At 37.4% G+C, this 16,913-nt stretch carries 4 protein-coding genes; all 4 read right to left on the bottom strand.

Features of this window, described 5'->3' with window-relative positions; genetic code table 11:
• Window positions 1-992: 992 nt before the first annotated feature.
• Window positions 993-4,676, bottom strand: coding sequence for an autotransporter outer membrane beta-barrel domain-containing protein (locus BN202_RS08000; RefSeq protein ID WP_019220129.1), 3,684 nt, complete (start codon window positions 4,674-4,676; stop codon window positions 993-995).
• A 172-nt stretch (window positions 4,677-4,848) separates the two neighbouring features.
• The gene (locus BN202_RS07995; RefSeq protein ID WP_019220128.1) at window positions 4,849-7,524 is read right to left on the bottom strand and encodes an autotransporter outer membrane beta-barrel domain-containing protein; all 2,676 of its coding nucleotides are present in this window, start codon (window positions 7,522-7,524) and stop codon (window positions 4,849-4,851) included.
• Between the two features lie 2,110 nt (window positions 7,525-9,634).
• Window positions 9,635-12,358: an autotransporter family protein gene (locus BN202_RS07980; protein WP_019220125.1), complete on the bottom strand. Its 2,724-nt coding sequence runs from the start codon at window positions 12,356-12,358 to the stop codon at window positions 9,635-9,637.
• 1,171 nt (window positions 12,359-13,529) lie between these two features.
• Window positions 13,530-16,607 carry an autotransporter family protein gene (locus BN202_RS07975; RefSeq protein WP_019220124.1) on the bottom strand — a complete coding sequence of 1,026 codons (3,078 nt, stop codon included), beginning with the start codon at window positions 16,605-16,607 and terminating at the stop codon, window positions 13,530-13,532.
• Window positions 16,608-16,913 lie beyond the last annotated feature (306 nt).

Genomic DNA, 16,913 nt, shown 5'->3' with positions numbered 1-16,913 from the left:
AAAATATCACCCTTAAACAGATTATAAATCAAAACCCCCGCCTCGATAAAATCCTGCATCACACGATAAACTTCCATGAGAGATATAGCACCTTTAAAACTTCTAGCAAATAACAGACTAGCTATTACAGATACCAACATGCCCATTGCTAATATCAAAAGATATGCAACTTGAAACTATTTTTTAAACACTGCAAGGTTTTAAAAATTTATCACACTTATAAATAAACTAGCAAAAAACACGCCGACAAGCTTTTTGCAAAAATCTTTCAAAGGCACTAAACGCTATTCTAACCACAACAGGAACAATTATTTTTTCAAATCTTCTGGTTATAAACGCTTTTTCTCAACACTATCATTTGAAACAGCAAAATTTTAACATCATCACCTTAATATCTTCTGTTTTCTTTTAAAAAAGGGAATAATATACTAAAATCTATCCTTTTTAAAAATTTGTATGGGTTCCTATAATTTACAAAAAAATCACAACCATAAAAACACAGTAAAATATCTTTTACAATATTCTTTATGATACTCCCCCTTTCGTCTTTATTGAAAAGAGGAGAACAAAACGAAAATACATATATTAAGCTCGACAAAGAGTTTATAGATTTTATGTTTTGATATAAGAAAAAAGTGTCTCAATACTCAACTCTATCCCGCTCATATTGATAAAAAAACCATCAATAACAAAACAAATAGCCCTTTAAAATACGATGCTATGAACATGAAGCATTGGATATTTTCAAAATCACAGTGAAATCAGCACACCCATAGTGAGACTATAATGACAAGAAATCTTGACAGCATGCATTGTGAAATAAAGAAAACAAGACTGTTATGAAGCATTTTCAATCATCAGTAAAGCAATCATATATTGTAACTTTTTTCATCAAGAAACAAAGAACCCTTGAAAAGCAATAAGAGAAATTTGCATAAATTAAAGGCAGCATATTCTGCTACCTTCTTTACAAAGATATACACCCTATCTTGTCAAAAAAGATGGCGCAAACCAGCAGAAAAACTTGCACCTGAAAAACCTGCTTTACTAAGCCGATGCTGATAAGTTACATCTCCATGAAGTGCAAATTTGGGAGATAAGCGGGCATGAAAACCAAGCCCTACCTCTAAAGGAGAGCCAAAAGCACCTAACTGGAAATCTTTTTTAAATGAAACAACATTTTTCTCTCTAAAATTATAGGAAAGATAAAGCTTACTATAGAAAGAAATAACACGCCCCTCCTCAGAAGAAGAAAGAAGCTTACTTAAACACCCACCAAAACGCGCTGTCCATTGATCAAATTTTCCCAAATCAACATCAATATTATCAACATCATGCACACGATCAAATTGAAGGCGCTGATAGAGAAGCTGAACTTGAGGATCAAAAATAATACCCTTATACCCGATGGTAAATGTTTCACCAATGGTCAAAGAAGTATTAAGCTGTTTTCCCCTTAATGTTGCTACCTTATCCCGCACAGAAGTAAAAACATCTCCTTTAAACAAACCATAAGAAAACACCCCATTCATATAAAAACCGGTATCATGCTGCAGATTTCCATAAACAGCAACAGACCATTTATCAAAGGAACTCTTTTTACTATATTCAACATCTTGAGGATAAAGAGAGAGGTTTCCATAAGTGCCTAGCACCCCAAATAATGTACGACTGTATAAACTTTCAATTTTTTTTAGCAAAACACCTGCTTCCAGTGCCGTATATTCGAGGTCAGCTCCATAGCCATATTCAAGAACAGACAAATTTGAAACATAATGGTGACTTCCACCATAACTGCGAACAAAAAAAGCGGAAATTTCATCGCTTTTCAAAAGACCCGCAGCAGTGCCTCGCATGCTTTCTAACTTTTTATTTTGAACACTCAAGTCCATCAAGCCGGTTTGAAACAAAGCATTGGGCAACAAAAGATACGTTGGCAATTGCGGAACAACAGCTCTAATTCGCGTCTCATGCTGAATATCAGGCTTAACAGAAACAGAATCTGGAAGTGTAGGCTTTACGGGTTTAGATGGCACAGAATCTGGAGAAGAAGGTTTCCCCATCCCTGACGGCTCAGATGGTGAAGGTGACGCAGGATTTGGAGAAGAAAGTTCCACCATCCCTGACGGTGAAGGTGGTGAAGGTGGCACAGGATCTGGAGAAGAAGGTTCCACCATCCCTGACGGCTCAGATGGTGAAGGTGACGCAGGATTTGGAGAAGAAGGTTCCACCATCCCTGATGACTCAGATGGTGAAGGTGGCACAGGATCTAGAGAAGAAGGATCCCCCATCTCTGACGGCACAGGTTGTGAAGGTGGCACAGGATCTGGAGAAGAAGGTTTCCCCATCCCTGACGGCGCAGATGGTGAAAGTGAAGCCGGCGTAAAGGGGGTAGGCTCAAAAGTCGGAGGGGTGGGATCTACCGGTTCTGACGGCACAGATTGTGAAGATGTGGCAGGATCTGGAGAAGAAGGTTTTCCCATCTCTGACGGTGTAGATGGTGAAGGTGACACAAGATCTGGAGAAGAAGGAGCCTCCATCTCTGACGGTGCAGATGGTGAAGGTGGCATAAGATCTGGAAAAGAAGGATCCTCCATCTCTGACGGCACAGGTGGTGAAGGTAGCACAGGATCTGGAGCAGAAGGTTCCCCCATCTCTGGCGGTGCAGGTGGTGAAGGTAGAGCTGGCGTAAAGGAGGTAGGCTCAAAAGCTGTAGATGAAGGTTTCATCGGATCAGAGAGCACAGAAGTAGTATCTTCAGGGAGAGACGAAGAAGAAATAGTTTCAGGAGAATTCGAATTAGGATCAATATAAACAGTTTCAAGACGAAAATCCCAAAAATCTCTTCCCCCCGCAACTAATCTATTTTGGGGATCTGCTTTCCCACGAGAAGAGTCCGGACCATAAGCCAAAAGTTTATATTGATAAGGTAAACCATTTATTGCAGTATAATTTCCAGAGAGTTTAAATGAGTCCTCCTTTGCTTTTCCAGAAACTTGAATAAGTGAAACACTTTGAGATCCTTCACTGTCCACTTTCTTTTCTGAAGTTTTAGAAAAATTTTCCATCACAAGCAACGTAGTGCCAGAAACATTACCATAAATCAAAATGCGATCAGTTTTCTGAGGATCAAATGAACCATCATTATTCACAAACGCACTCATCTTAATCTGAACATTTCCCTCTGCCTTATAGGCTTCTTGATCAGATTCTACGCTATCTAATGACATTATGTTATTTATATTGCCTCCTTTTTTAATATACACTCTTCCAATATACAGCGTTTGATAATCTTTAGATATAAATTTCTCAAAACAAATTGTGCTATCAGAAAGTTTTATAGATGAAAGTGATGAGTCTACAGGAAATGCTTGCTGCAAATCTACATGTTTTCTTTTTGTGAGAGACCATGAAGAGCCACGCGTTAACTCTAAATCAACACGCGATATACCCTCAACATCAATACCTCCTGTAAGATTAGAATCGTTTGCTTTCACCGATAGAAAAGAATTATTTTCAGCACTCAGCAATAAATCGCCAGAGATCTTTGTTTTTATTAACTCAATGGTAGCTTCAGCTCCATAACCTTCATCTCCCGTACTATAAATAGCAATACCATCAGGAACGCTAACAGTTGTATCTGACAAATAAACAGATACCTCTCCACTCAAAATTGTTTCCGTTTCTGCACGTTTATCATCAGTTAACTCCAATATATTAGCCCACTTAACTGGGTCTAATCCATCAAAATAAAAACCATATCCTTTCTCCCCCTGCACAGAGATTTCTGATCTTTCAATACTAATATCTGTCTTCTTAAATTCATCTGATGAAGCATATTCTTGAATTAACTTACCATTATTATAACCATACCCTGAAAAATGTTTAATCAAAAAACCATGCATATCGGTAAGCTGAAAAGAACTATCCCTCAAATGAACATTACCACCTTGAGATACCTCAAAAGCTTCTGGGAATATATTATCGCCTACAGAACCCTCCTTTTTTCCTTCTCCCTTAACTACGAGGCTATCGAGAAGATACTTTCCTCCAAGCATTGTTGAGAATAGGCCTGCCCCTTTCGAAGTAACTGTACTACCTGACATCCTAACAAATGCACCAGAGACACTAAAAATAGCTATTTCTTTTACATTTAAACTGCTCGGCTCAATCTCAACATTTACATTAACTAAAGCAACATCTGCTTTTTTCCCCGACGCATAAACAACCCTTCTATCTCCTTGGAAGCCTCCTTTTTCCATACTAATAACTGCATCAGTAACTATAAAACCGAGTGTATTTATAAAATTTGAATCGGTTAGAATAAGCTGCGCACCATTTTTTACATATGCAGCATATGCATATACACCATTCTTTCGATCACCACCCAAAACAGTTATTTTAGATGCATCAATAACTGTACCTTTTTTCTCTACATCTATGGGAGACAAGAAAAGAATAGAGTATGGAGATGACGTATTTTTATAACTGGTAAAGTCATAGGTTTTATCTTTAATCGTGTGTTTTTTACCATCACTACATCGATAAAAATTCCGCGCTTCATTACAGAGAGCTTCCAAATTATTAGGATTGGCATTAATATTTGTGATAGGCAAAAAAGAAACAATAGCCGTTGTAATAAATAAAAATTTATAACCTCTAAAGACATTAACCATAACTCTACTACCAATCTTCCCCTTCTCCTCCCCTTAGTTAAAAATAAAAAATACTCATAATAACGCTAAGTAAAACATACAAAAAGAGAGAATTATAAAACCTAAATATTATTTTATACTTCTCACAAAAATCTATAACTTATGTAAAATTTACCTTATATTTTATAGACACTTAAAAGCGGTAGCGAAGACCACCAGTAAAACGTGCTCCCGAAAAACCTGCTTTGCTAATCTTATGCTGATAAGTTGCATCTCCATGCAAAGCAAACTTCGAAGACAATTGTGCATTAAAACCAATTCCTGCTTCCAGAGAAGAGCCAAAAGCACCCAACTGGAATTTATCTCCAAAATGCACAAACTGTTTTTCTCCAAAACTATGAGCAAGATGAAGCTTTCCGTTGAAAGAGATAATGTTACCCGTTTGAGTCGCAGGAAGTGTCTTACTTAAATGCCCACCAACACGCATTACCCACTGATCTGGTTTTCCCATGTCAATATCAAAACCATCAATATCAGAGGTCTTATCAAAGAACAGATTTTGATAAACAACCTGAACCTGCGGATCAAAAACAAGACCGTCATATCCTGTCATAAATCTCTTACCAGCAACAAAGGAAGCATTGAGAGGATTTCCTTGCAATGTTGCTGTTTTCCCTCTTTCAAGAGTAAGAACATCACCCTTCAAAAAACCATAAGAAAACAGACCATCTAGATAAAAGCCACTATCACCCTGTATGCTGCCATAAGCTGTAATTGACCATTTATCAAATAGGCTCTTTTTACTCTCCATAACATCCTGAGGCTGTAGAGAAATTTTCCCATAAGTTCCCATAATGCCAAAACTTGTGCTATGATGCGCACTCTCTATTTCTTTCAGCAAAAATCCAACCTCTCCAGCATAATAACCAAGATTGCCTCCATAGCCATATTGAAGCTCAGACAAATCTGAAACATAACGATTATTGCTGCCATAACCCCGCACAAAAAAAGCAGGATTTTTACTATTTTCCAAAAGACTTCCAACAGCATCACGCAATGTCTCTAGCTGTTTGTTTTGATTGCTAATATCCATTAAACCAGCCTGAAACAAAGCATTTGGCAACAAGAGATATGTTGGAACTTGTGGCACAACAGCACTAACCTCTTCCTCAGGATGAAATGCAAAATTCTCAGAACCAACTACAGCGTAATTACGCTCAGTTTTTGACTCAATGGAACGAGATACACGGCGACTATGAACTTGTTTTTTCAGCCTAGAAATAAGCTTAGCCGAATTCAACTTGATATAGTCACGCTCAAGACGAAAATCCCAAAAATCTGTACTGGTCGCATCCACAGTCAAAGTCCCTTCTGAACTTGATCCCTTTGGAGCATAAGCATGAAGCCGATATCGATAAGGTTTACCATTTAGTACTCCATAGCCACCTGGTAGTTTAAAAGAATCTTTATCAGCTTTTCCATGAACTTGAATAATCGAAACACCTGGATTGCTGTTATCACCTTCAACTTTCGTTTCTGATTGCTCTGCTTTTCCTCTTGCTTTAGATCTTCGTGCAATCTCATTTACATATACTGTCGTTGTTCCATAAACATCACCATAGATAATAACCTGATCAGCCTCACCTCCTTCTTTCCCAGTATCACCCAAACGACCATGATTCAGATATGCATTGACATGAAGAGATGCCTTCCCTGCTGCAGCATAAGCATAATCTATAAGACCACCACCATCCAATGGCCCAATTTGAAGAGTTTGAAAACGACCGTCTGTCGGTTGCTGAAAAATAATGCGACTATCAGCGAGCCTTACCAATGAAAGTGATGAAGTATAACGTTGTGAATCTTGCTGAAGTTTCTTCTCTTCTTCGCTAACATTCGATTGCTTTGTTGGTTTCACCGTCCACTGTGAATTATCAAACAACTCAACGCCAGCAGAGGAACCACTATCAACCCGCGTTCCCCCTACAAGAGAAGAAGCAATAGCCTCAATCGTTACAAATGAATTATTCTTAACATCTAACAAAAGATCACCCGAAAATCTTGACCCTTCTAACAAAGTAATACTAGGATGCCTTCTAGCATCATCACTATAAATAACCGTACCATCCGGAACTTTAAAGGACGTCTTATCAAATTGAAGATCGCCGAACGTAAAAAGAAGCTCTCCCTCTAGATATTCCTCTTGTGAAGAGCTTCCTCGAAAATATAAACCAAATGCTCCATCACCCTTAACAGTAACATCTGTGTCTTTCATAAAAACCTCAGATACATAACCACCAGTTATATTGGACGAACCTTTTTCAAAAATTACTGGCGAATTTTGACCAACGAAACCATACATATTGGTGACATTAATCTCCCCTTTATTAACAAAAAGGGAACCACCTTGCTCTACAGCAAAAACCGCACGAGATACATCTTTACCGTTACTACTCACCTCTTTACCATTGTCGCCTTTTATATTTTTATCTTCCAAGGTGATAGAAACATTATTCAGAATAACCATCCCATTTTTTTTTGCCAGCACATCTGATGTAACCGTTTCAGAGTTTTTCAATTCTAAAGTACCTCCAATCTGCGGCTTCACCTCTTTTCCACCATCAATGTTGATATTTTGAACTTCCTGTATAACCAAATTATCAGCGGGAGCTATATAAGCATCACCCCTAACATCATCCAAGATGGTTGTCCGGTGAGGACCTTTAAAGACATCACATGAATAGAACTTAAAAAGGGAACTACAAGAAGGCTCAGAATCCTGTGTTTCAGCATTTATATTGGTTGTAAAGCAAAAAACAGACGTTGTAAGAGCACATAAACATACATGGTGCTTTAAGACTTTAATCATAACTTACTATAAACTTTCTTCTCACATTTGCAGGGAAAACTGAAGAGCCAAATCTACTGATGGCTACATTTAAGGCATTTTGTATAATTTGTTTTGTATTATATGTAAAGATAAAATCAAAAAATTAACATAATAAAGTCACGATTTATGCCTTATAATTGTCACCCAAAATGCACAAAAGAAAAATGTAATTTAAAATTATAGCTGAAGCCACTAGAAAAATATGTACTAGAAAAATCCACTTTCGTAAATTTATGCTGATAAATCAGATTATTATGAAATTGGATCTTTGCAAACAGTTGCGCATAGATGCCCAATCCCGCTTCCAGAGAAAAACCAAAAGTCGCCAAAAGGAAAAGCATCATTAAAAACACATAAAATGTTTATTGCTAAAATAACAAATAAAATGAAGTTACGAATAAAATAAACAAAATGTATTTATTTAATCACCGCAAATGTCTTGCTTAAACGTCGACAACACCCATCATCCAAGTATCTGGTCTTCTTATCTCAATCTCAAAACCATAAACACCATGTGTCTTACGAAACTGAAGATGTTAATAAACAAATTGCATCTGCGGATTCAAAATAAAACTGTTACACCCCATCATAAACGCTTTACCAATAGTTCAGAAAACACCTAAAAGTCCCCTTAATATTGGCTATCTTGCCCCCGTGCAAAAGTAAGAACATTCGCACCCAAATAGAAGACCATAAGATAAAAGACCAATGCATATAAAAGCCGTGTCATACTGCTAATGCTGTAACAGAGCATTTATTAAATATGTTTTCTTGGCTTTTTTAACATCCAAGGGTTATAAAAATAATTTTTCATATCTTCCCATAACTCCCAAATATGTAGGCCTCTACACACTTTCGATATTTTTCAGCAAAAATCGAGCCTCTACAGCATGATAAGCAAAATTTTCTCCATACCATTCAAGTACAGATAAATTTCAAGCATAATGATAACTTCCACCATAAATATGAAAAAACAGAGCGGGCTTTTCACCAATATTCAACCATCAATGAGAAACATTTCACAAGGCTTTCCAACTGCTTATATTCATCCATCTAGTATAGAATAAACCATTTGCCAAAAGCAGATAAATTAGAACTTGTAGAACAACGGCTTTCATATTTTTTTAATATGGGAAGAAAGTTTAGAGATAACAAGCCAAATCAGAGCGGATAGAAGCCTCTCTTGGTGAAACAAGAATAGATACAGCATTAATCATAGAAAAATGTTCCTTTGAAAACTCAAACCCCATGACAACAGATGTAATAGATTATTCAACCTAAGATTCAATGGTGCAGAAGGTAGAAAAAAACAGGAGGTGATTTTAAATCTTAACTTCAGTGATAGAATTTCTAACAAATATAATAAAAAAGAATTAGCCATACCGAGAAAATCAGAAAGAAAATTTCTTCAAGATCTTTTTCAAATATATCCTCATTTTTGCCAATATTAGGAAACTGGTTCGACAAAAAAGAGGGTGTCTTATTGAAAGGAGTGTGACAAAACGTATCTCTATCAGAAACAAAAAGCAAATCCATATAATCAGAAAAGAGATTAAACAAACTCACTTTCGAAGCACAACTCGCAAAACCCTTTTTCCCCTTTGAAAACTCTTTGTTCAGCATTTGCCTTCCCTAAAGAAGAATCTGGATCTAAGCATAGAGGCCATATTGAGAGTGAATCTTAAAGCATAAGGTAACCTCCATTCAGCTGAAAAGAGTTTTCATTCGCACTTCCAGCAACTTGAATAATAGAAAACTCCCTTGTTATTTCTACGCTTTCCCGTATGTTCTCCTAAGCTTCCAGAAACATTCTGCACATATAACCATCATTATTCCAGAAACATTCTCATGGATTAAAAACCGATCCCTTTTTTGCTCTTGAAGCGCCCCCCTTATTCAGACATATCTTGAGATAAAGATACGCATTGCCTTGCGCATGATAAACTTCACCAGCTCATTTTTCAACGAGCAGTATTTTATAATCATTACCTGTCTTGGATTTTAGTTTTTCAAAAAAAAATAATGTACAGAAAAAAAGCCACAAACACAGCTTGTGGCTTTTTAAAGAATTCATCATCATACAACCAAACTAAAAACGATAGCGCAATCCTCCGGAAAAACTTATTCCAGAAAAACCACCTTTGCTCAGCTTATGCTGATAAACAAAATCTCCATGAAGCGCGAGATTTTGTGACAAGCGGGCATTAAGCCCCAGTCCAGCTTCTAAAGAAGAACCAAAAGAGCCCAACTTGAAAGAATCTTTAAAGCGCACAGATCTTTCTTTGCTAAAATCATGGGCAAAATGAAGCTTACCATAGAAAGAAACATCACGATCCTTTTCAGGGGTAGCAAGTGTCTTCATCAAAAGACCACCAAGACGCACCACCCATTGATCAAATTTACCCATCTCAATAGCAAAATTATCAATATCACGAGCATCATCAAACTGAAGGTGTTGATAAACAACCTGAGCTTGTGGATCAAAAACAACGCCTTCATACCCTGTGGTAATTTTTTGTCCGCCCATCAATGAAACACTCAAAGGATGACCCTTCAATGTTGCCGTCTTGCCACGCGCAGTTGTCAGAACATCGCCCTTAAACAGACCATAGGATAAAAGACCATCGACATAGAAACCAGCATCATGCTTCATGCTGCCATAGACTGTCGCTGTCCATTTATCAAATGTACTTTTTTGACTTTGTGCAACATCCAAAGGCTGCAGAGAAAGCTTTCCATAAGACCCCATAACCCCAAAAGATACAACACTCTCAACATTTTCAACGGCTTTTAGCAAAAGACCTCCCTCTAGTGCATAGTACCCTAGATCGCCACCATAACCATATTCAAGCGCAGATAAATCTGAGGCATAATGATAACTCCCCCCATAGCCACGCAAAAATGAAGCAGGCTTTTCACGAGTTTCCAACACTCCACTAGAATTAGCACGCTGTATCTCCAACTGCTTGTTTTGATTGCTGATATCTCTCAAACCAGCGTGAAACAAACTATTCGGCAAGATGAGATAACTTGGAACTTGCGGAACAACAGCCTTAACCCGCGGCTCAAGAAGTCTAGGATTAGGAGCAGGTCCATTCTCGAGACGGAAATCCCAGAAATCTCCTTCGCCTTCAACCAATCTTTGAGAAGCATTCGCCTTCCCTAAATCAGAGCTTGGACCATATGCGCGAAGCCTATACTGATAGGGTAAACCATCCAGCGCAACATAATCGCCATCCAATTTAAAAGAATCCTCCTCCGCCTCTCCAGAAACCTGAATAATTGAAATACCTTGCTCATTTCCACCGCTTCCCGTATATCCTCCTAGACTTCCAGCAACACTTTGCACGTGTACCGTCGTTTTTCCTTCAACATCACCATAGATCAAAACACGATCAGTCCTTTGATTACCAAGAGCACCACCACTATTCAGATATGTGTTAAGATAAATATGCGCATTACCTCTCGCCGCATAAATATAATCTCTTCCCCTCCCAACACGAAGCGTTTGATAACCATCAACTATGTTAGCTTCTGGTTGTTGAAAAACAATAGAACTATCAAAAAGATGCAGCAATGAAATCGACGAAACACCTGTATAATTAAAACCTTGTGAATTTTTATGTCTTGGCCGCAACAAAACCCACCGTGAATTATTCTCCAAGATAAGCTCAACTAAAGAACCGTTATCAACCTGAGTTTGGCCGACAAGTTCAGAAGCATCAGCAAAAATACGTATAGAAGAGTTCCTATTAGCCTTCAGCAACAAATCTCCAAAAAGCTTTGTACTCTTTAATTCTACAACAGAACGTGCAGGTCCACTTCCATAAATAGCTATACTATCTGGAACAATAAAACGCGTATCTTTCAATGTAACCACCCCTAACCAACCTTCTAGTTGTTCCTCACTATCAAAGTACATACCATAAACTGCATTCCCTCTCACTGTAATATTAGAATCTTTAATAAGTGCATTCCCTCCCACTGTAATATTAGCCTTAGAATGTTTACCAATCGGCAAACCTTTAATTCTCTGAATCAAAACCCCATGAGCATCCGTAACATCGACAGTATCTTTTTCAAATTCAACAGAACCATTGAACAATATATGAAAAGCAGCATGATCACTCTGACGATCTGCATTCAACTCTTGCCCCCCCTTGCCGCTAATAGAGACACCCTTTAAAACAGCGCGCCCATTTTTTCCTGCTTTAATCCCAACATCACCTAGATTAATGCGTGTATCCATTAAATAAACTGAACTTGCAGGTTGTTTTTCTGCAGCATCTTGAGATTGTCTTTCTGCAAACTCCCCCACTTTGATTGCATCAGAAATTGCATCAATCGATCCGCCCGATATTCCGACGGTAGAACCCTGAGATTCGAGCCCTACTAAAACCCCACTCAACGTGTAATCAATCAGTGTGACTCTCGCCTTTTCTGATACCTTTACGCCATATTTCCAAAATTTCTTTTCATCCACAACACCCTTAACAGTTATATTCTCACCAAAAAAATTCGCTTGTCCAGATACTTCGATAGCGGCTCGCTCAGCACTACCACTATTAAACTGATACGTTCTCCCATTAATTTTATACTCTTGATCACCACTAGCACAATAATATGAGCTCTCTTTCTGAACACATGGAGTTTCCTTATCACTTTGTCCCGCGCCATTAACAGCAGATGCTTTTACCCCAGCACTAGCAGCATCAGCTTGTACATTTACATTAGAATGAGCATCATATGCAAAGAAAAGAAACGCTGCAGTACAAGCACATAAAGAGAGATGATTTTTAAATATTTTGACCATAATTCCACCATATTTTTACCCCCTACTCATTAAAAGTGATACATAATGTACCAAGAAACTTAACAAAGAGATTAATTTAATACATTTTGATTTAAATATATTGAGATTATTAGTATTTTTTGTGTTTTGTGTAAATATGGAATTAAAAAATTATTCAAAAAACACACTTTAAATCTGTTGTTTTTACAAAAAATTTATAACAATATAACTGAAAAACGGGAAAGACAGCCACAAACCAGCTTTAGAATTGTTACTTAAAAACAGTTTTATGAGTTTACATATATGAAAGAATACAAACTGTAACCGCTATCTCGTCAATCCCTAGAGTAAATAGAGTTAACGTACTTAAATAGATATCGTATTGAAACAATTGACGTTTTCTAAACTGAGTATACCAAAATTTGAGAAGATGTTGCATATATTTGTTTGGCTAATCTTATGAGGATAAAATCTAATTTAGAAAGAATAAGACAGTGTAAAAATAATTCCCATTTTTATCATCTCCTTTTCATTCGATTTTACACTCTTCAAAAGCATTCAAAACCTTATCTTTAAAAAGTAAAGTAAAGTAAAGTAAAGGTTGCACATGGCTCCATCCTGTTATTTATCACATTCTTTAAAAATACATTGCCAAAAAACAATACATCGTTATGTTTCCTATTCCCTAATTTTCTTAAATATCTCTCATTTTTTCTAGCCTTATTTTACAACAGCAGCGGATATAAATATAAAGTAAAATCCATCGGGTACAATACGCATTAGGACTGACGAGCAGCAGCATTTTCTTTACCGGTTCTCAATATTATTAATCCTCCCCATTAACACAATTCACAAAACTATATTGCCACCTTTTCTTAAACGATTTTTTATCCAACTGCCAAATCCTCCTCATGCAAAAGAATACTTTTTATAGATTCAAGAGTTATTAAAAATATCTTTATCAATCAGCATATTATAAACAACATAACAATCACTCTGAAATACAGATTTCGAAACGATAACCTACAAATTTATTCAATTTTTCAAAGAAAACAAAAGGTATACAACCTCAAAACATAGTAAAGAGACGCAAAATAACACTCTATAAAAAGCTATAATAAAAAAACGAATAGAGAACGAAAAAACCACAAGCATAACTTGTGGTTTTTTCAAAAATTAAACAATAACAACTCTAAAAATGATAACGCAATCCACCAGAAAAACTCGTTCCAGAAAAACCAGCTTTTGTTAGCTTGTGTTGATAAACCAAATCACCGTGAAGTGCAAACTTTCGAGACAATTGGGCATTAAAACCTAAACCCGTTTCTAATGAAGAACCAAAAGCCCCAAACTGAAAAGCATCTTTAAAATGCACAAATTGTTTTCCTTCAAAACCATGAGCAAGATGAAGTTTGCCATAGAAAGATACAACGTGAGCCTTATCAGTGGAAACCAGCATCTTTGTTAAACGCCCTCCAACACGCCCTACCCACTGATGAAGCTTTCCTAACTCAATATCAAAGCCATCCACATCACGCGCCTTATTAAATTGGAGATATTGATAAACAACCTGAACTTGCGGATCAAAAACAAAACCGTCCTCTCCCACCATAAATGTTTTACCAGCTGTCAATGAAGCACTTAAAGGATTTCCTTTTAATGTTGCCGTCTTGCCACGCGCAGTTGTCAGAACATCGCCCTTAAATAAACCATAAGACACAAGACCATCAAGGTAAAAACCCGCGTCATGCTGCATACCACCGTAGGCCGCAACTGACCATTTATCAAAGGTACTTTTTTGACTCTGTTCAACATTTAAAGGTTGCAAGGAAAATTTTTCGTAAGACCCGATAACTCCAAAAGAAGCAGCTCCATATGCATTTTCGATTGCTTTTAGCAAAATACCTGCCTCTATAGCATTATAATCCAACTCGCCGCCATAACCATATTCAAGCACAGAAAGATTCGAAGTATAACGCTGATTACCACCATAACCACGCACAAAGAAAGCAGGGCGATCGCGCATTTCTAACATTCCACTGGAAACAATACGCAATGATTCTAACCACTTGTTTTGATTGCTAACATTCATCAAACCAAGATGACCTAAGGCATTAGGTAAAAGAAGATAAGTCGGAACCTGCGGAACAACAGCCTTAACTTCCGGTTCAGGACCTAGTTCAGGTTTAGCATCAGAATCTATCGATCTACTCTCGAGACGGAAATCCCAAAATTCTCCGCTCCCTTCAACTAATCTTTGAGCAGTATCTGCTTGTCCTAAATTAGACCCTGGACCATAAGCATAAAGTCGATACTGATAAGGAGCATTATCTAACGCAACATAATCACCATTCAGTTTAAAAGAATCCTTCTCTGCTGCTCCAGAAACCTGAATAATTGAAATCCCTTGCTCATTTCCACCGCTTCCCGTATATCCTCCTGGACTTCCTGCAACAGCATGCACATGGAGCATCGTTTCTCCAGAAACATCGCCATGGATCAAAACACGATCAGTTTTTTGCTGATCAAGAGCACCACCACTATTCAGATATGTGTTAAGAAAAATATGCGCTCCATCACCCGCCTTATAAGCAACACCCGTGCCATTTCCAATTTTAAGTGTCTGATAAGTGTAACCTTGCTCAGGCTTCAAGTTTGTAAACTTAATAGAACTATCATTCATAAGAGTAACGTGTGAAACAGATGAATCATCTATCAAACTCAATCCACTATGTTTTCTCACTTCTGATTTTCTTAAAATCCATTCAGAATGATCTCCCAAATAAAGTTCGGCATTAGAGTTTTTATCAACATAAGCACCGCCCTCAAGAGTAGAACCAACCGCCAAAACTGTTATAGAAGCCCCTTTCTCAGCTTTTAATAATGCACTTTCTGAACGAAGAGTGCTTTTCATCAAGCTCGCCACACCAGAAATAACATTGCTACCATACAGAGCCACATCATCTAAAACAGAAAAATTTGTTGTGTCCAAATTAACAACTTCTAATCTCGCTGGAGCGTTTTCTTCCTCTAATGAAATTTCCTCTTTTTTATCCTCATCTCCACCCAAAGGCTTTTCTCCCCGAAAGTAGATACCATAAGATCCCTCACCCTTCACTTTAACAGAAGAATCTTTAAGATTAACTTCAGTCACATAAGAATTATTCGGTAAATCTTCCACTTCATCTTCGGTTTCAGATTCTGCTTCAGGTTGTTCTGGTCCAGAATATAAAGGCTTAACTGAATTTTTTAACAATATACCATGCGCATCCTCAACATCAATCTTCCTCCCTTTAAAATCAACCTTTCCCCCTACATCCATTAAAAAGACCGCATGATTTTCGCCTTTTTTACCCTTCCCAGTAACGACAACCCCATCAAGCATAACCTTCCCCCCTAACGCTGAAGAAACCCCATGGCTGTTCATAAAATCAACGGATCCAGCTGACATCCGAACTTCTGAATGCTCATAACTTAAAAGACTTGCATAGCCATGAGCAGTCTTAATGTCTGTATCTTCTAAAACAACAAGCGAATTCTCTGTTGCATCAACTCCCTCTTGACTTTCCTCAATCTTTCCCCTCTTTACCTTAATCACGCCTTTCCTCGCACGAAGGGCTATAGTTGTACCTTTGAGAATCGGATCATCCAAAACAATCTTACCTTTCTCTAATACATGCGCACCCATTAGAAAAGTTTCATCAGAAACATCACCGCTAACCTTTACCTTCTTTCCGTGAACCTCTGTACCCTTTCCCTTCACCATTATAGCAGCAGCGCTCGTCGGGATTACTCCACGAATAACCTTATAAGACCGATTATCAATTATGTCTGTTTCACATTTATCGCATATATAGTATACACCATCATGCAAATATGCATTATCACGTAATATGAGCTCACCATCTTCATATACTTCATGTATGTATGCACTTCCTCTTTCACGGCTATAGTCAAAACGAATAACATTATTCTCCCTATCACTATAGATAGGATACCCATCAACATAAATAATAGGAGAGGGGGGAGTAATCTTAGCAATAGGAGGAGCACTGATAGGATGCCCATCAAAATTACCGATAAGATAACTGTATGGTCTAGTAGGGGCAATTGGAACGATAAGCATCTCAGTCTCGATAGATCCAACATCAAGAGGCACACTACCAAATTTCTCCATAGTTCCACCAAGCACTACTCCATTTTGGAGAAGAGAAAAAATAGCTGTTGTACAAACACATAAACATACATGATTTTTAAACACTTTAATCATAGTTCCCTCGAAACTTTCCTTCCCCTCTTATTGAAAACAAAAGCATTCGTAAAATATCCCGTTGAACACCACAAAATACAAAAGGTGTAACTAAAAGAATATGTCCCATGCTCATTTGAACCGTGCAATGAATGATTTCCAATAAAATTGGCAGAATCTCTACACTCAAAAACCATCTATAATAGAACAACAAAACAATGCACTTTATACGTGTATAATGCATTCTGTATTGCCTGTAAAGAAAAAATAAAATCAATACGTGCAATTAATTAAAGACACAATCTAGCCTTGTGAACTTTAAAAAAT

The sequence above is a fragment of the Bartonella florencae genome (genome assembly GCF_000312525.1).
Lineage (GTDB): Bacteria > Pseudomonadota > Alphaproteobacteria > Rhizobiales > Rhizobiaceae > Bartonella > Bartonella florencae.
This window is presented reverse-complemented; position numbering and strand designations above follow the sequence as displayed.